The following is a 16,367-nucleotide window of genomic DNA, read 5'->3' on the forward strand; positions in this document are numbered from 1 at the left end:
TTAGAAAAAATGAACTCGAGTGAATTTGAGGCGCTTCTCGCAGCGCAGCGCACCGCGATGACAGAAGACAACGACATCAGCATCAACGGAAGCGGGTTGGCGCAGACAGACACGCCGACCCTGACCAAGGCCGAGCTGGCCGAGTTGCTGTTCGATCACGTCGGACTGAACAAGCGCGAAGCGAAAGACATGGTCGAAGCCTTCTTCGAGGTAATTCGCGACGCGCTCGAGAGCGGCGACAGCGTCAAGCTGTCCGGCTTCGGCAATTTTCAGCTACGCGACAAACCGCAGCGGCCCGGGCGCAATCCGAAGACCGGCGAGGCGATTCCGATCGCCGCGCGCCGCGTCGTGACATTCCACGCGAGCCAGAAGTTGAAGTCGCTTGTGGAGACCGGTGTCGGCCAGACCTCGTCGAACCTTTGAACGTGGGTTTGCGGGGTTTGCGTTGTTGCCCACCATTTATCGTTCCACTTTTTTGAGTCGACGGCCTGGCCTCGATGGAAAAAGTCACATTGCCTCCCATACCCGCGAAGCGCTACTTCACCATCGGTGAGGTCAGCGAGCTATGTGGCGTCAAGCCGCATGTGTTGCGCTATTGGGAACAGGAATTCACCCAGTTACGACCGGTTAAACGACGCGGTAACCGGCGGTACTACCAGCATCATGAAGTGCTGCTGATCCGGCGCATCAGGGAGCTGTTGTATGAGCAGGGCTTCACGATCAACGGTGCACGCAACCGGCTCGATGCCCAGGGCAACGAGATCGTGGAACCGATGGTGGAGCAGGTTGGGAAGGTGGGGCAGGGCAGTGGTGGTAGTGGGAGCAGTGTGCAAGGAATGGTCGATTTCGATGCCTTGCGTGCCGAGTTGCAGCATGTGATCGCATTGCTTGGAAAGCGATAGAAGTCTGCACAATGCGGTCGATTGCTCTGTTATAATTTCGTTCTTTCGGGGCGTAGCGCAGCCTGGTAGCGTACCTGCATGGGGTGCAGGTGGTCGGAGGTTCAAATCCTCTCGCCCCGACCAAAGAAATCAAGGCCTTATGGATGCATGTCCATAAGGCCTTTTTCTTTTTGCTGCGCCGTTACCGTCTGGTTACCTGAATGGCGGAAGGTCAGACTATCATCCGAACATTTTCGAATCGCAGGCAGATCGCGAGCTGATCGTTTGCGAGGACCGGTGCCGCGTAACTCGAGGGGAGGGCGTGTTTGTCCAACGACGCGGCCGCCTCACCAGCAGTGGCGCAGATCCATCCCGGCCATTTAGAATGGTTTCATGGTCACGCTCAACAAGATCAATACATGGCAACCCGACTGCTGGTGCATTGCGCAACTACAGTTGTGCGACCAGCATCTCGAGGAAACGCCGGCCGAAATCTTCCGCTATCCCGCCCAGTGGGTGTGGTTCGCCTGGCGACCAGGCGGTAGGGGCCTGCCGTTCCGGCTGCCGGATGGCTGGGGGCTGGCGCTGGAACCAGCCGACACTGCGCTAACCGACGAGATCGGCACGGCGCCAGTCTATCTGCTCGATGAAGACCAAGCCGACTGGCCTGCGCTGCTCGACATCCTGCTGGTTCATCGGATGCTACGCCATCGTTGGGGCCGATCATCGAGCAACTCCATAGCCTGAAAAGGCAGGTGTTGACACAGCGCTGCATAGCGCTCTACGGCGCCAATGAAGCCATCGCGTTCGAGCGTTTCATTCAAAGGACGGTTGCACATGCAACCGGTTCAGACCAGGAGCCAGCTTCGGTGAACGACGAACAGCACTGCGCGGAAGTCCGGTCGATCAAACTCAACTCGTTTTCGCGCAGTACCGCAACGGTCCAGCTGACGGACGACGGCGGCCTTCTGTTCGACTTTTATGACTTCGATTATCTCGGAAGCGGGCGTGCCGACATGTACCGGGTCGCGGTTCAATCGCTGCCCGGTCTTTACCAGGCCATGGCACACACGACTGGCGACAGCCTCCGAACTCCGGCGGAACTGCTTGCCTGTATCGGGCGGCACTATCCGGCCTGGGACGACGCGTTCAGCTGGCTCAAAAGCTCGGGCGTTCCATTCACGCACGAAGTCGACCCTTGGGCATAGGCACATAAACTAACTACGAAGAAAGGACCAATCCATGCTGACCGAAACCATCGGGCGCGCTGTCTTCGAGCGATTCACGGCTGGCGAGGAGGGCACGCTCTGGTACTACGGTGAGCTGTCGCGAATTTTTGCTGAGCGGCTGCCAGGTACACTATCGATGGAGATAGCCCGTACTGTGGATTCTATAGGGACGGCGGTCGCCAGTTGATGCTCCGAACGAGGCACGCAGTCAGACGAAAGGTTGCCCTCTGATCTCCGCCTCGTACGGCTTGCTGGTGTCGGTCATTGACTATCCGGAATCAACTCCAGCGCTACACCGACGGTTGCGGACCCGATCTTCGGCTAATGACTCGTGCGGCAGCCATCAAGGCAAGGAGATGGTCGAACACACGCGTTTCTTCTATTGTGTTGCATCGACCGGTTGAATCCACAGTCGACTACGGCCGCCCGCATTGGGCAGTAGTCGGCCAGTTGCGGCCGTTGGTCCACGCGTGCCAGGGGGCACTCTAGCGGCGGCTTTATGCTGATAGCGGCCCGCTGGAATCGCTCTCCTGTGCATTTCAAGGCGATGACCGCGGAGAGGAACGTATCTACCAATACGGGGTTCGGAATGCGAGTGCAGAATCCGGCGTTGACGATCGATGCCGCTGGAACGCAATGGCAGAACCGCGGAGGTTGCCGTCGAGACGCGCTTAACGCCGTTGCCCCCAATCGCTCACCGGGAATAGTCTGACGATGATGCCGCGCGAGTCGCAGCACGAGACGCGGCACCACCTGATCCTAAACGGCCCAGCACGAGCACCCCAAGGCTCCCCAGAAGCCCTTGAGGTCGGACGTCGGCACACTCTTCGACCATGCTCGCGCATGAGCGTGGGCGTGCACGCCACAGGCATTCGCGCAGCCGCAGCTTTGCGCGGCCTGGGCACGCTGCAACGGTGCGCCTTGCGCAGCACCCCAACCCGCGTAGCCACCGTACGCACGCACGGGTGACCAGTCAGGCATCGCGGGCGGCAGCTGCAGATCGTGGTCTGCAAATGGTCCGGCTGCGTAGACGACCTTGCCACCGACCACGGTCAGCAGCGCCGTCGTATGGGAGATCTCGGCCTCGGGGCAACTCAAATAGTCGCGATCCGGTACGATCAGGTCGGCAAATTGCCCCACCTCTATGCGGCCTTTCTTGCCCTCTTCGTTCGAGAACCACGTGACGTTTTCGGTCCACATGCGCAACGCGGTTTCACGGTCCAGACAGTTGCGTTGCGGATAGATCCGCAGCCCCGTCAGCGTTCTACCCGTGACCAGCCACGAGAGCGCCACCCATGGGTTGTAGGACGCAACCCGTGTCGCATCGGTTCCCGCCGATGTCTTCACGCCCTTCTCGAGTATGCGTGCGATGGGGGGCGTCGCCTCGGCTGCTTCTGCGCCGTAGCGCTCGACGAAGTACTCGCCCTGGTACGCCATCCGGTGCTGCACGGCGATGCCGCCGCCAAGTGCCGCAATGCGATCGATCGATCGTTCACTGATTGTCTCCGCATGATCGAAAAACCAGTTGAGCCCCTTGAGCGGAATGTCGCGATTGACCTTCTCGAAGACGTCGAGCGCGCGGCTGATGGTCTCGTCGTATGTCGCATGCATTCGCCACGGCCAGCGGTTTTCCGCGAGCACACGCACCACCTGTTCCAGGTCCTCCTCCATGTCCGCGCCCATATCGGGGCGCGGCTGGCGAAAGTCCTCGAAATCCGCGGCTGAGAACACCAGCATTTCGCCTGCGCCGTTATGCCGGAAGTAGTCGTCTCCCTGCTTGTACTTCGACGTCCTGGTCCAGTTCAGGAAATCCTCCTTCTCGCCCTTCGGTTTTTGCGTGAAGAGGTTGTAGGCGAGGCGGATTGTCAGCAGACCCTCGTCAGACAGCTTCTGGACCACGGCATAGTCTTCCGGATAGTTCTGGAAGCCACCGCCCGCATCAATCGCGCCCGTCACGCCAAGTCGGTTCAATTCTCGCATGAAATGACGCGTCGAATTGATCTGGTACTCGAGCGGAAGCTTTGGGCCTTTCGCCAACGTGGCATAGAGGATGCCCGCATTCGGCTTGGCGAGTAATAACCCCGTTGGATTGCCCGCGGAATCGCGCACAATTTCGCCTCCGGGCGGCTCGGGCGTGTCCTTCGTATAGCCGACCACACGCAGCGCAGCCGCATTGAGCATCGCGCGGTCATACAGATGCAGAATGAATACCGGTGTGTCGGGAGCGGCCGCATTGAGTTCCTCGATAGTCGGAAGGCGCTTTTCGACGAACTGATGTGCGGTAAAGCCTCCGACGACGCGTACCCATTGTGGGGGTGGCGTAATCGCCACCTGATGTTTGAGCATCTCCATTGCGACAGCGAGCGAGGGTACGCCGTCCCAACGCAACTCCATGTTGAAGTTCAGGCCGCCGCGAATGATGTGCAGATGGTTGTCGATCAGCCCCGGCAAGACGCGCTGCCCTCGCAGGTCGATCTGCTTCGTGGTGCTGCCTGCGAGCGGCACGATCTCGGCGTCGGTGCCAACGGCGCTGAACACGCCTTGCCGGATCGCGACGGCAGTGGCCTCGGGCTTGCTGCGGTCGAGCGTGGTAAAGCGGCCGTGATGCAGGATCAGATCGGGAGTATCAGTCACGCTGGTATTCATGAGCGTTTCTCCGGTGAATCGGCCGCGGCGGTACGAGCCGTGTCGCTGGCGTGACGTCCGGGCAATGACCCGAACATATGCTGGTTGCACTTCGACTCGCTCCACGCGGTGTGAAAGCCACTACCCGACAGCATCTGTTTCACAACCGGAACGATCTGCTCGCCGCCCAGGATGCCGAGCAGCCCGACCAGCGCGACGAGCGGCGGAGCCGGAGAGCGTACGTTGATAAGGCTATAGATCACGCCAACCAGGACGCCGGCGAGCAGGGAAAAAAGATAGAGTTTCATCGGCTTGTTTCCTGTAGTTCACGCGTTGTGTGAAGGCAGTACAAACGCGGGGGTGGTAGAAAACGGCGACAACAGGGGGCGCCCCCCTTTGTTGGTGGATCGATGAAAACTGAGGGCAATACGCTGAAGCCGCAACACCGGCAGCGCCGGGCATGCGAATCGTCATTCCGCGGCGAGCCTTGGTCTCGCAAAGACCGGCCCCATCGGCACCGGGCGGCACAGGCGACATGTCATGCTCCTCTGACGGCTGGACGCGGGATGCGTCGCTGCGTCACGCCAATGGCTGCTGGCACGCGAAAGAGTATCGGGTTTAAAGCGCGATGAAAATAGGGAGTGCGCCGCCGTTCTTCAGCGCATGCGTCTTTTGGAAATGCACTTATTTAATTTCTTTGGTGATCTCCATTACGTTGGAAAGGGATCGCCTCAGTGAGGTCTCACGACATAAATTGATCTGGTGAAGCACGAAAGCGCCAGGTTCGCGAGGGAATCCAAATTAACTTTGATGTCGAATGATCCTTGCATACACTTTCTAGCGTTGGCTTCGCGGAAGGCGGTTCGGGCTGACGAAAGCAATCTGCCTTGCACGGTATACCTTGTGCGGGCGGTGCCTCTCTTCTATCTAAAAGCGGATGGATCACACCATGAGCAACCCCAAGCTTGAAGTTCTGACGCCCACTAACAGTCAGATCCTTTTCATCGACCAGCAACCACAAATGGCGTTCGGCGTTCAATCGATCGACCGTCAGGTGCTCAAAAACAATGTCGTGGGGCTGGCTAAGGCAGCGAAGGTGTTCAACATTCCGACCACCATCACAGCAGTAGAAAGCGAAAGCTTCTCTGGTTATACGTATCCCGAATTGCTGGACGTATTCCCGGGTCATCCAATACTCGAGCGTACGTCGATGAACTCGTGGGACGATCAGAAGGTCCGTGACGCATTGGCAAAGAATGGCCGCAAGAAAGTGGTGGTATCGGGCCTGTGGACAGAGGTATGCAATAACACGTTCGCGCTGTGCGCGATGGCGGAGGGCGGCTACGAGATCTACATGGTTGCGGATGCATCGGGCGCCACGTCGAAGGACGCGCATGACTACGCAATGCAGCGAATGATCCAGGCCGGAGTCGTTCCGGTGACGTGGCAGCAGGTCATGCTCGAATGGCAACGCGACTGGGCAAACAGGGATACTTACGATGCGGTCATGGCCATTGTCAAAGAGCATTCTGGCGCATACGGCATGGGTGTCGACTACGCCTATACGATGGTTCATAAGGCTGCTCAACGTGTGAAGGACACGCACGAAGTTCTTGCGCCGGTCGCGGCGCCAATCGCGAAGTAGTCGCTGGATCGATAGCTATGCTGCGGCACCGCGCTTGGTCGGGTATGCGAAAGACACGCCGGAACGTCCCGGTGGACAGATCATGCATGACTGCGACGGTAACCCGACGGGGCTGTTGCTTGCCAAACCGAACGCGTCGATCCTCTATGCAACCCTGGCGAAGGGACCGAAGCTGCTATTCGAGTATCAGCTTAATTCGACGCCTCATTTCATGCGAGACGTCGGACCGTATTACGGCGCTTGGAGGAGGCATCGCGGTGCAGCACAGAATGGCGTACCAGGGCAAGTACTTCGTCAGACGCTATGGCACGGCTGCCGCGAAAGCCACACCGCCTGTTGCGAGAATGCTGGAGAAGGGTGTTCGAACGTCAGCGGGTACGGATGCGACGCGCGTGGCATCCCACAACCCGTGGGTGTCGCTCGCATGGCTCGTGACCCGCAAGACGGTCGGTCACCGGCGTCTCTATCTGCAGCGCAAGCTCTCGGACCTCACGATCGTCGGCGGCCGTATCCTTTATGGCGCAGGCGAGCTCGGTCATCTCGATCGCAATGCGTCGCTGCTGGGCCGTCTGACGTGAGCCGCGACGCACAGAAAAATCCCGGCTGGGTCACTGCGATCCTTGCCCAGCCATGGCTGCTCCCGGCGGCACGTGCGGCGCTCGTCTCCGCCTATGTCGTTGGCGGTCTGGCCAAGCTCCTGAACTTTCATTCCGCCGTGCTGGAGCAGGAGCATTTTGGCCTGCACCCTGGATGGGCGTGGGCGATGCTCGCGATCGTCATCGAGCTTGGCGGGTCGGTCTGCGTGATCGTCAACCGGATGGTATGGCTGGGCGCAGGCGGACTGGGCGCATTGACAGCTGTCGCCATGCTCGTCGCCAACGACTTCTGGAATCTGACAGGCGAAGCGCGCTTCATGGCTTTAAATGCCTTCTTCGAGCACCTGGGACTGATCGCGGCCCTCGTCATGGCGACATGCCTCGCAGGTGTCAAACATTCGTCCGGCATTGCCGGTGTCCACGAACAACCTTAATGGACCTTCACCATCATGCATAGCCTCCGTTCCCTGATTGGGACGATGATCGTTGCCGTCGGTCTTGCAGCATCGTCTGCCGCGACGGCCAGGCCGGCAGCCGCGTTGCAGGTCGCCGTCGGACCGCAATACGACACTACGCATATCTATGTCGCGCCGGAAGACTTCGACAAGTTCACGGACAGCTTCGCCGCGACGTTCGGCGGTCACAAGTCGCAACAGGGCGTCTTTCAGGTGACGCCCACGCCGAGCCAGACGATGTCGCAACTCGTTTTCACGCCAGTCGGCACGGTGTCGGTGTTCGGCTTTAAGACACCGGTTCCGTACCCGTTCGGTAATGAGCGCACCGGGTATCTCGTGACCGACATGGACGCGGCCGTCAAGTCGGCAAAGGCGCACGGTGCGGACGTCACGGTCGCGACGTTCCCCGATCCGATCGGGCGCGACGCGATCATCGCGTGGCCTGGCGGCGTCAACATGCAGCTCTACTGGCACAAGCAGGCACCGAACTACGAACCGCTGCAGACCGTCCCGGAGAATCGGGTTTACGTGTCGCCGGAACGTGCCGATGCGCTGATCCGCAATTTCGTGGCCTTCTCGCACGGCAAGATCGTATCGGATGATCGCAAGGCGCCTGGCGTCGAAATTGGCCGGTCCAACGACACATACCGGCGCGTGCGTATCGAGTCGGGCTTCGGCAAGATGACGGTGCTGGTGACGGACGGCCATCTGCCCTATCCATTTGGCCGCGAGATCACGGGCTATGAAGTGGCAAACTTCGCCGACACGCTGCAGAAGGCGAAGGGAGCAGGAGCGACGGTGCTGGTTCCGCCGTTTACGTCGGATAAGCGCGAAGCCGCGCTCGTACAGTTCCCGGGTGGCTATATCGCCGAGATTCATGCAGTTGCGCAGTAATCGCGAGTCGTGCTCCGGGAAGTGCAGCGGGCGCTTTTCGGACCGTGGCCACATGCACGAGGCCGAGCCAGTTCACTTTGATTCGGCCCTTAGACGGGGGGCGGTCGATGAAATCTGAAGACAGCGTGCTCGCAACCATCGCGGGCTACGTGGACACGCTCAGCTTTGTTGCACTCTTCGGTCTGTTCGCCGCGCACGTCACAGGCAACTTCGTGCTGATCGGTGCTGAGGCGGCAGGGTTCGGTCAGGGCGTGTTCATGAAGCTGATGGCCTTCCCGGCATTCGTCGCGGGTGTGGTCATCAGTAGTGTTCTCGCGAAACGCGTCCGGGCCACGACGCCAAACCGAGCGGCCTGCCTTCTCTATGCTGTCCAGGCTGCGCTGATGCTGGCTTTTTGCGTCGCTGGCGTCGGTGCCGCTCCTGTCGTTCATCCGAACAGCACGCCAGTCATCGTCTGCGGGATGGTCGGCGCGGCGGCGATGGGCGTGCAAAACGCGCATGCCCGGCTCGTCTCTCGCCCCGGGGTGCCGAATACCGTGATGACGGGCAACGTGACGCAGGCCGTGCTCGACGCGATCGATCTCCTGTCGCCGAAAGCGCCATCCGATGCAAAAGCCGCGGCTCGAGAGCGTCTGGGCAAGATGCTGCCGACGATCCTCGCGTTTGCAGCCGGTGCGATTGCGGGCGCCATCGCCTACCGGCATGTGGGGTTCTGGGCATTGCTGCTTCCGTTTGTCGCCCTGGTGTGGCTCGCGTTCAAGGCATGGAGCAGTCAGCCGGACATGACGGCTCCCACGAGCGCGGCAGATTCCAGGAAATAGCCGGGCAGGCCGGGGGACTGCCGTTCGCCGCAGTTCGCAGGTCTCATTGAGGGGTGTGTGCGTGATGCACTTCAGGTATGCCCGATGGGGGTCACGGGCATCGTATCGCTCAAACTTCAACACGGGGAGATCTTATGATGCGTGTGTGGCCCAGGCCGCTTGCTGGTACGGACGCTGTCGCGTTCCTTTCCATTCTCGTTGCCGGCGGGGCTTTGGCGCTGAGCGACGGTGCGCGGGCGGATACGGACGAGACTGCGCCCGCTGATGGAGCTGCGTCCGCCTGTACCGCAAAACGGCCGGTGGTGCTGTTCAACCGCTGGCAGGAAGACTGGTCTGTGCTTGCGGACAAGTGTGTGCCCCGGGAACCACTGGACAGTCTCAAGTACATTCCGCTCGGCGGCGATCCCGATTCTTACCTGTCGCTTGGCGCCAATCTGCGCGAGCGGCTCGAGGTCAACGATGCGCCTCTCTTCGGAATTGGCTCGGCACACTCGGATACCTACGTGATCCAGCGCGCACAGGTCAGCGCCGATGCACGTATCGGCCCGTATCTTCAGTTCTTTGCGCAACTCGAGGATGCCAGGCCGTTCGGCAAAGATACGGTGACTCCTGTGGACAAGAATCCGCTCGATCTGGAGCAGGCATTCGTGGCGTGGGTCAGTCCGCTAGGACCCGGCACGGTGAAATTCCGCGTCGGTCGCCAGGAGATGGCGTTCGACCTTCAGCGATTCATTTCCGTTCGCGATGGTCCGAATGTACGGCAGGCATACGACGCGATATGGGCTGATTACGAGTACCAGAAATGGCGCTTCATCGGTTACCTGACGCAGCCTGTGCAATACCGCGATGTGACGGTGTTTGACGATGTCTCAAACCGGAATCTCACGTTCAGCGGCGTGCGTTTCGAACGTCAGGACGTCGGACCAGGCGACCTCTCCGGATACTACTCCCTTTACAACCGATCCAATGCACGCTTTCTGGATGCGACAGGCGATGAGCACCGGGATGTCTTCGACCTCCGGTACTCGGGAAAGGCAGGCCGCGTCGACTGGGATGTGGAAACGATGTTCCAGACAGGGCACGTGGGCACCAACACGATCGGCGCGTGGGCGGTGGGATCGCTTGCCGGTTACACACTCGACTTTCCATGGGCACCACGTGTCGGCATACAGATCGATGCGGCGTCGGGCGATAGACATCCCGGTGATGGAAGGGTGGAGACGTTCAATCCGTTGTTCCCGAATGGATACTACTTCACACTCGCGGGCTACACAGGGTATGCGAACCTCATCCATGTCAAGCCTTCCATCACGATGAAGCCAACGAGCAGCCTGGCGCTACTCGGAGCGGTCGGATTCCAGTGGCGCGAGACAACGGCAGATGCCGTGTATCAGCAGGCGAGTGCGGTGGTGCCGGGAACAGCCGGACATGGCAGCCTGTGGACGGGCATGTATGTGCAACTGCGGGCCGACTTGATGATCGCCGCGAACTTGATCGGCTCAGTGGAAGCCGTCCATTTCCAGGTCGGAGACTCGATTCGCAATGCCGGTGGCAGCAATGCAGACTACGTGGGTCTTGAGCTGAAGTACGGGTGGTAGTCATGTCGGATCAGTCGGCATACATAGTGCGTCAGCGCATGTACTTGGCGTCACGTTGCCCTCGTTGAGCAAGTCGAGGGGTGACGCCTTCGCGAAGCGCGTCGTTTCGCTGCTCAATAAAATCTTGAGCTTGCGGACTGGAGGACGCTTCGCAACGGAAATGAGAGCGACCAGGTAGTTCCGGTAGTTCGAAATAAGCTGGTGTATGGAAATCACGTTTCAAGGTACGCGGAGATGACACAGGGTTGTCCGAATGAATGATTTCTACGCGGCAACATCTGGGAATGGTCGAGCGAATGAATGGCTACGTCTAACTAAGTTTTTATTCAATTCCAAAGCGCCGTTGGCAGAAGCGCCAGGTCGCATGCTGTTGGCCCGATTAGGTATCACGGGTCAGCATAGCCGGATCGTCGCGCCTAGCCCGGCCAGGCGAAACGCGGGCTTCCCGGGGGCCGCGAAACGGCATCGGCCTCGCCATCATGTCGGCCGCCGCAATTCGAACCGGAGCGCTAGCGAGCCGTCGCGCGAGAAGTGCATTTGTCTGTACGACAGCCAACGCGGAAAGCCATCTGATCGTTAGGGTTTGCCTGGCAGCAAGTCGCGCTTTCTTCGACTATTTTTCGAAAACATTAGCGTATAAATACAAGAACCTTACGTGTCTCCAGTAGACGGCCGCACATGATTCAAAGTGACCGGATGTTTGAGCACGACTGTTCCCCCGGAACACGCGTAAGGTATCGGTCCCCTGTGAATGCACGCGTCCACCTTTCTCGTAGACTCGAGGAGCAGACCATGTTCGGGGCAGAAAGTCGAAGCCGATCATCGAGCAGAATGATCTTGTTGGCCGTCGCTGCGGCGGCGGTGGTATTGCCTGCATGCACGATCCAACTGGCACCCGCACCCGACCAGGCACTGAGTGACGGAATCCGGGGCGTGAACAACGACATCATGAACCTGTACGCATCGGCGAGCATGGGGGCAACGAAAGACACCTTCCCGCAGCGGGTCGAGCGATACAACAAGATTATCGGTACGACCGACGCGCTCGCGTTGCAGTCGCAAAGCCGCCCGGTACCGGATAGCGCTATTCGAGACAGGCTCGAACATGCCATCCGGGAACGGCTAGCTAGTGATCCGAGACCCTCCACCGCGTCGGTTGAGGCGCTGACAATGGCAGCCGACGAATGCGCCGAGGAACGCCATGTGCCGCGATCACCCGTCACATCTGCGGCAATGGCCCCACCCGCCGAAGGGCAGCAATACGTCCCGGCCAGCGCGATGGCGCTGACACAGGTTTCGCGTGCAATCGCATTCCTTCGCGATACTGACTGCGCCCATGGTCTCAACAGCGGGCGGGTGGCGTCGAACAAAGGGGAGGTACAGCACTTCATTTCAGAAGCGCTCTTCTACGAATACATTTTGCAAAGATGAATCTGCGACCCTAAGGAGTTGTCATGGCACTGGATCTGACAGAGACCGCTGCGGTTTTCAAGGATGGCATTTCGTCAGCCGTCAAGACCGTGACCAGCAAGGACTTGGCGAATGTGGCGGGATTTGCTCAAAGCCAGCTCCGATCGCTTGCTCAACAGTCTGCACTTGTGGCCGGGATGATCGAGGCCAATGCGTTCACTGCCGCCGAGCGAATCTTCTATCTCGATGGGCTCGAGCAGATGGCAAAAGGGTTCGTGGAGACACTGGTTCAGGTCATCGTGGTCGAGATCGAGAAGATATACAACGCGGTGGTTTCAGCAATATATGAATCCATCAACAAGTTGACCGGCGTTGCGTTGGTCGCATCACACGCGGCGGTGTGAGACTGAGTGCGCAAAGCCGCCTTTGCCGCCTGAGTGGAGGGGGTCCCGATCCAAGGAGAAAGAGATGACGCAACTGAGTGAACACTTTGGGCTTGTCGAATTTACGCAGAGCCAGACCGCGACGCGGCGGGGCATCAATAACACGCCCTCGGCAAAGGTAATTCAAGACCTTACTCGGGTGGCGCAGTTGCTGGAAAGCGTGCGCACTCTTCTCGGCGACCGCGCGATATCGATCGCGTCGGGTTACAGGTCGCCTGGTGTGAATGCAGCAGTGGGTGGCGCGCCCAATAGCAGGCATCTCCTAGGGCTGGCGGTCGACTTCACTTGTCCGTCCTTTGGCACTTCGTGAGACATATGCCTCGAGATCAAGGACTCCACGCTGACGTTTGATCAACTGATTTTTGAGGGAAGCTGGGTGCATCTCGGACTCTCCCCGGCGGGAGGGCAGCCGAGGAGACAAGTCCTGACTGCGCACTTCAATGGCGGGACAGTCACCTATAGCGCGTCCCTAGCGTAAGTGAGCGATCAGCCGGCTTTGTTTAGGGAGGTTGGAGCACGCTCGACAATCGTGCACATCCTCGCTACATGACTCGCCATGCGTAGTTTGCGATGTGCGATGCCAGGCTCTGCCTGGCGAGGCATCCGCATCCCCGAAAACCGAGCCGGCTTCGCTCGTATCGGGGACGCCCGCCCCAAAAGGTACACCCGCGCGCCTTCCAAACAAGAAGGACTTTGGAATCCCCGGGGCGATTCAAGCATCAAGCAGCAGATGAATCCGGCCTACGAGCAACAAAGTCAATTTCGACGAGCGCGTCGCGCGCCAATCCAGTCACACCGATACAGGTCCGCGCCGGCAATTTCCCAGGCGGGAAACAGGCAGCATAGACCGCGTTCATCGTCGCGTAGTCTCGTTTGAACTCGGTCAGAAAGATCCGCACGGAGACGACATGTTCGAGGCCAAGCCCGATCCCCTTTAACACGAGGACCAGATTGTCCATGACCCGGGTCGTCTGTGCGGCGACGCCTTCGGGAAGCGGTGCGCTGTCATCGTCGGGCGATGTCGGCATCTGGCCGGTGAGAAACACCCAGCCGTCCTGTTCGGTTGCATGAGAGAAGGGACCGACGGGGGTAGGCGCGCCCTCGACCATCCAGAATTTCGTTGATGAATCCATCTGCTGTTACTCCATGAACAAAGAAAAGCGTCGTGCGCGTACCACGCCTGGCCGCGCCATAGCGAACGCATCACAAATTGATTAGCCCTCGAACAAGGCCTTGCGGATGATCGCGTGCACACCCCAGTTGCCATCGACAACCTGTGTCACGCCGAAGTCGACCGCAACGGACATCAACGAGATAGCTTCATCTTCGGTGAGGCCCTTGGTCGTCATTAGAAAGCGGCGCGTTTTGATGAACGCGTCGCGCATTGCGAGATCTAGCGTCGGCTTCTCATAGACCTTGCTCTGCGCGTGCGCGCCGAATTCAGCAAGATAGTTTGCATGGCTGAAGCCGTGCAGCACCCACTCATCAGGTGTTTCGACGAGCGGATAAGTAAGGTCGGCATACGGTTGACCGGCAAGCGTCGCGCTCTTGTGCAAGACCAGTTGAAAGTCGCCGGTCAGCGAGCATTCGATCGCGGTCCCACATAGTTCCGAATCGCCCTGCGACGCGTGCGGATCCCCGAGTGACAGCAATGCGCCAGGCGCGCCAATCGGCAGAAAGACGCTGGCGCCCTGCGCGACGCGCCAGTTGTCGAGGTTGCCGCCGAACGCGGACGGCGGGATCGAATCGATGAGGCCATCCTGTTGCGGCGCGACCGCGATCAGGCCGAAATGCGGGCGCACGGGGATCTTGACACCCTTCAGGATCCCATGGTTCTCCTCGATCGTCGAAGGATCGACGGGCACGCCCGGATAATCGATCGTGGGGTGCACCACACCGAATGGATCGCGCTGCGGCGTCCAGCGGTAGTTGTAGACCGCCCGCGCATAGGACGGACCGTGGTCCGGCTGCGGCTCGGCGTCGAGTTCATAAATCGTGACAACTTCGCGCGGTTTGGGCTCGGTCAACAGCTCGCGGTAATGAAAGCCCCACCACGCGGCCGCATTGCTGCCGAACGCGCGCCCGCTGAATTGCGGATTCGCGCAGCGCCGCGGACGCACATCGAGAATCCTGACTTCCAATACGTCGCCCGGCTCAGCGCCGCGTACCGCGATCGGACCGGTGCAGATATGCACTCCGAACCCTTCGCCGGCCCCGCGTCCATAGATCGATGCATCGAGCGGCCCGGCACCGCGCCGGTTCACGTTCTTGCGCTCGGCGGTCCAGTGGAACACGCTTTCAGCGCCTGGATCACCGGCAATCATGCGCGCCCAATCGTCCGATGCATGCTGCGTCAGTGTCTCTATCGTCACGGTATCGCCGCTGTCGACTTCGAGCACGGGTTTCAAGTCGTGCGAGAAATAGCCCCAATGCACCGTGTTTGCTGTCGCACGCAAGAGGTGGTGGCGCGCCTTGCCCGGTCGACGGGCAACACCCTTCGTGGAATCGGTCCGTGTGTCGACAGGGGGGCAGGCCACGACCGTATTCATATCCTCGATCGCTGCTTCCTGCGGCCCTGCCTGCGCGCTGGCGAGTGCCGCGCCTCGCGCATGGAGCAGCAGCGCTTCTGTTTTGAACGGTAGTCCGCGCGAAATGCTCCGCACCAGATGCCGGGTCAAGTCCAGACTTGCTTCCTCACGGAAGGCGCGCGGTGAGGTGTGATACTGCTCGCGAAACGCACGGCTGAAATGCGCCGGATCGTTGAAACCCCAACGGAAACAGATGTCCGAGATCGACATCTTTGCGCATAGTGGATCGACGAGTGCAACCCTGCAGCGTTCCAGGCGGCGCAGCCGCAAATAGGTGGAGAAGCTCTGGCCGGCGATTTCGAACAGCTTTTGCAGGTAGCGCTGCGAGACGCGCTCTTCTGCGGCGAGAAGCGTGAGACTGATTTTCGGGTCGCCAAGCCGCGCATCGATGCTACGGCAGACGCGCGAGAAGATGGCCCCCTGCGACGATGTCAGCCCGCTGATCGGCGCTTCGCGCTGATGCGACGCGAGCATCGCTACCAGGATCTCGACAAGCACGAGTTCAAGCGGACGCAACTCGTTGGTCGACAATGTCGCCATGCTTTCCGCCAGCGACGCCAGAAAACCGGAGAACACGTGTCCGACGCCGGTATCGCCGGCGATCCGCCAGGCACACATCGACGACAAGGCAAGGAGTCGCCCTTTGATCGCCGCGTGCGGTATACGTACGACAAAGGCGCGGAAATCCGTCGCGAAAACCAGCGAGGCACCCTCGCGCGACGGCAGATAGACAAGGTCGTTCAACGACAGGGGCTGACGTCGGCCGTCGGCGACCAGCGTCGCCGCGCCGTCAAGATGCAGCACGATCAGCACGCTTTCGCCATCGACAGCATTCGGCTCGAGCGTCTGCGCAGCGGACCCCAGCAGGCTCAGATCGAAGCCGCCAATCGACCGCTGAGCCTGGATCATCCCGTGCAAGCCCTGTGCAGGCGGTATCGCGTCGCTACGCCACCCCATCCTGTCTAGCGCTTCCCGCCAGGCGCGAAGCCGTTCAATTTCCGGATGAGATTCGGTAGTAAAGCGAAGCAGATGCAAGGGGACTCCAAGGCCGATGCCCGGGCGCGTACGCGTCACAAGGCACCCGCCGCTCTTGGATGGTCTCGAAGAGGCGGACAGGTCATCGCAGTGAGCAATATTCGCGCCATTGCACGTCGACTGCATCGATCGCCCCCGCCCCTGAGC

General features: G+C 60.0%; 17 protein-coding genes, 1 tRNA gene and 1 pseudogene. 15 read left to right on the forward strand and 4 right to left on the reverse strand.

Annotated elements, in window-relative coordinates; genetic code table 11:
• Positions 1 to 9: 9 nt before the first annotated feature.
• From HV670_RS18250 to HV670_RS18275, 6 genes are all read left to right on the forward strand, one after another.
• Positions 10 to 423 (forward strand): integration host factor subunit alpha, encoded by a 414-nt coding sequence (locus HV670_RS18250; protein WP_175106209.1) that lies wholly within the window; start codon positions 10 to 12, stop codon positions 421 to 423.
• A 74-nt stretch (positions 424 to 497) separates the two neighbouring features.
• Positions 498 to 902: a MerR family transcriptional regulator gene (locus HV670_RS18255; protein WP_175106210.1), complete on the forward strand. Its 405-nt coding sequence runs from the start codon at positions 498 to 500 to the stop codon at positions 900 to 902.
• A 46-nt stretch (positions 903 to 948) separates the two neighbouring features.
• Positions 949 to 1,025 (forward strand) — tRNA-Pro (locus tag HV670_RS18260).
• Positions 1,026 to 1,274: 249 nt separating this feature from the next.
• Positions 1,275 to 1,628, forward strand: a complete 354-nt coding sequence (locus tag HV670_RS18265; RefSeq protein ID WP_175106211.1) for a hypothetical protein — start codon at positions 1,275 to 1,277, stop codon at positions 1,626 to 1,628.
• A gap of 122 nt (positions 1,629 to 1,750) precedes the next feature.
• Positions 1,751 to 2,089 (forward strand): hypothetical protein, encoded by a 339-nt coding sequence (locus HV670_RS18270; RefSeq protein ID WP_175106212.1) that lies wholly within the window; start codon positions 1,751 to 1,753, stop codon positions 2,087 to 2,089.
• Between the two features lie 34 nt (positions 2,090 to 2,123).
• Complete coding sequence (locus HV670_RS18275; protein WP_217478458.1) at positions 2,124 to 2,297, forward strand: hypothetical protein; 174 nt, start codon at positions 2,124 to 2,126, stop codon at positions 2,295 to 2,297.
• Positions 2,298 to 2,869: 572 nt separating this feature from the next.
• Here HV670_RS18275 and HV670_RS18280 read toward each other — a convergent pair.
• Both HV670_RS18280 and HV670_RS18285 read right to left on the reverse strand, forming a co-directional pair.
• On the reverse strand, positions 2,870 to 4,756 hold the full coding sequence (locus tag HV670_RS18280; protein ID WP_175106213.1) for an amidohydrolase: 1,887 nt from the start codon (positions 4,754 to 4,756) through the stop codon (positions 2,870 to 2,872).
• Positions 4,753 to 5,043 carry a XapX domain-containing protein gene (locus HV670_RS18285; protein ID WP_175106214.1) on the reverse strand — a complete coding sequence of 97 codons (291 nt, stop codon included), beginning with the start codon at positions 5,041 to 5,043 and terminating at the stop codon, positions 4,753 to 4,755. The genes HV670_RS18280 and HV670_RS18285 overlap by 4 nt, the downstream gene beginning before the upstream one ends.
• Before the next feature lie 641 nt (positions 5,044 to 5,684).
• Here HV670_RS18285 and HV670_RS18290 point away from each other — a divergent pair.
• The 9 genes and pseudogenes from HV670_RS18290 to HV670_RS32040 all read left to right on the forward strand — a co-directional run bounded on the left by HV670_RS18290 (position 5,685) and on the right by HV670_RS32040 (position 12,907).
• Positions 5,685 to 6,380 (forward strand): hydrolase, encoded by a 696-nt coding sequence (locus tag HV670_RS18290; RefSeq protein WP_175106215.1) that lies wholly within the window; start codon positions 5,685 to 5,687, stop codon positions 6,378 to 6,380.
• Positions 6,381 to 6,586: 206 nt separating this feature from the next.
• Positions 6,587 to 6,847 (forward strand): annotated as a pseudogene (locus HV670_RS32245) (amidohydrolase family protein); the annotation flags it as partial.
• Positions 6,848 to 6,954: 107 nt separating this feature from the next.
• Positions 6,955 to 7,410: a DoxX family protein gene (locus tag HV670_RS18300; protein ID WP_246257658.1), complete on the forward strand. Its 456-nt coding sequence runs from the start codon at positions 6,955 to 6,957 to the stop codon at positions 7,408 to 7,410.
• 15 nt (positions 7,411 to 7,425) lie between these two features.
• Positions 7,426 to 8,325: a glyoxalase gene (locus HV670_RS18305; protein ID WP_175106217.1), complete on the forward strand. Its 900-nt coding sequence runs from the start codon at positions 7,426 to 7,428 to the stop codon at positions 8,323 to 8,325.
• 107 nt (positions 8,326 to 8,432) lie between these two features.
• The gene (locus HV670_RS18310; protein WP_175106218.1) at positions 8,433 to 9,146 is read left to right on the forward strand and encodes a YoaK family protein; all 714 of its coding nucleotides are present in this window, start codon (positions 8,433 to 8,435) and stop codon (positions 9,144 to 9,146) included.
• A gap of 134 nt (positions 9,147 to 9,280) precedes the next feature.
• A complete protein-coding gene (locus tag HV670_RS18315) occupies positions 9,281 to 10,744 on the forward strand; it encodes an alginate export family protein (protein WP_175106219.1) in 1,464 nt (487 codons plus the stop codon).
• A gap of 792 nt (positions 10,745 to 11,536) precedes the next feature.
• On the forward strand, positions 11,537 to 12,175 hold the full coding sequence (locus tag HV670_RS18320; protein ID WP_246257660.1) for a hypothetical protein: 639 nt from the start codon (positions 11,537 to 11,539) through the stop codon (positions 12,173 to 12,175).
• A 23-nt stretch (positions 12,176 to 12,198) separates the two neighbouring features.
• Entirely contained in the window at positions 12,199 to 12,558 is a 360-nt protein-coding gene (locus HV670_RS18325; RefSeq protein ID WP_175106220.1) for a hypothetical protein, read from the forward strand.
• A 64-nt stretch (positions 12,559 to 12,622) separates the two neighbouring features.
• Entirely contained in the window at positions 12,623 to 12,907 is a 285-nt protein-coding gene (locus HV670_RS32040) for a D-Ala-D-Ala carboxypeptidase family metallohydrolase (protein ID WP_343054464.1), read from the forward strand.
• 409 nt (positions 12,908 to 13,316) lie between these two features.
• On the opposite strand, the gene HV670_RS18335 is transcribed toward HV670_RS32040, so the two are convergent.
• Together HV670_RS18335 and HV670_RS18340 are read right to left on the reverse strand one after the other, a co-directional pair.
• The gene (locus HV670_RS18335; protein WP_175106221.1) at positions 13,317 to 13,730 is read right to left on the reverse strand and encodes a RidA family protein; all 414 of its coding nucleotides are present in this window, start codon (positions 13,728 to 13,730) and stop codon (positions 13,317 to 13,319) included.
• 81 nt (positions 13,731 to 13,811) lie between these two features.
• Entirely contained in the window at positions 13,812 to 16,220 is a 2,409-nt protein-coding gene (locus HV670_RS18340; protein WP_175106222.1) for an acetamidase/formamidase family protein, read from the reverse strand.
• Positions 16,221 to 16,367 lie beyond the last annotated feature (147 nt).

Source organism: Pararobbsia alpina (genome assembly GCF_902859895.1).
Classification (GTDB): domain Bacteria; phylum Pseudomonadota; class Gammaproteobacteria; order Burkholderiales; family Burkholderiaceae; genus Pararobbsia; species Pararobbsia alpina.

Excerpts from the sequence above, each read along its gene's own strand:
- HV670_RS18250 (WP_175106209.1), top strand. The coding sequence starts at position 10 with ATGAACTCGAGTGAATTTGAGGCGCTTCTCGCAGCGCAGCGCACCGCG.
- HV670_RS18255 (WP_175106210.1), top strand. The coding sequence starts at position 498 with ATGGAAAAAGTCACATTGCCTCCCATACCCGCGAAGCGCTACTTCACC.
- HV670_RS18265 (WP_175106211.1), top strand. The coding sequence starts at position 1,275 with ATGGTCACGCTCAACAAGATCAATACATGGCAACCCGACTGCTGGTGC.
- HV670_RS18275 (WP_217478458.1), top strand. The coding sequence starts at position 2,124 with ATGCTGACCGAAACCATCGGGCGCGCTGTCTTCGAGCGATTCACGGCT.
- HV670_RS18280 (WP_175106213.1), bottom strand. The coding sequence starts at position 4,756 with ATGAATACCAGCGTGACTGATACTCCCGATCTGATCCTGCATCACGGC.
- HV670_RS18285 (WP_175106214.1), bottom strand. The coding sequence starts at position 5,043 with ATGAAACTCTATCTTTTTTCCCTGCTCGCCGGCGTCCTGGTTGGCGTG.
- HV670_RS18290 (WP_175106215.1), top strand. The coding sequence starts at position 5,685 with ATGAGCAACCCCAAGCTTGAAGTTCTGACGCCCACTAACAGTCAGATC.
- HV670_RS18305 (WP_175106217.1), top strand. The coding sequence starts at position 7,426 with ATGCATAGCCTCCGTTCCCTGATTGGGACGATGATCGTTGCCGTCGGT.
- HV670_RS18310 (WP_175106218.1), top strand. The coding sequence starts at position 8,433 with ATGAAATCTGAAGACAGCGTGCTCGCAACCATCGCGGGCTACGTGGAC.
- HV670_RS18315 (WP_175106219.1), top strand. The coding sequence starts at position 9,281 with ATGATGCGTGTGTGGCCCAGGCCGCTTGCTGGTACGGACGCTGTCGCG.
- HV670_RS18320 (WP_246257660.1), top strand. The coding sequence starts at position 11,537 with ATGTTCGGGGCAGAAAGTCGAAGCCGATCATCGAGCAGAATGATCTTG.
- HV670_RS18325 (WP_175106220.1), top strand. The coding sequence starts at position 12,199 with ATGGCACTGGATCTGACAGAGACCGCTGCGGTTTTCAAGGATGGCATT.
- HV670_RS32040 (WP_343054464.1), top strand. The coding sequence starts at position 12,623 with ATGACGCAACTGAGTGAACACTTTGGGCTTGTCGAATTTACGCAGAGC.
- HV670_RS18335 (WP_175106221.1), bottom strand. The coding sequence starts at position 13,730 with ATGGATTCATCAACGAAATTCTGGATGGTCGAGGGCGCGCCTACCCCC.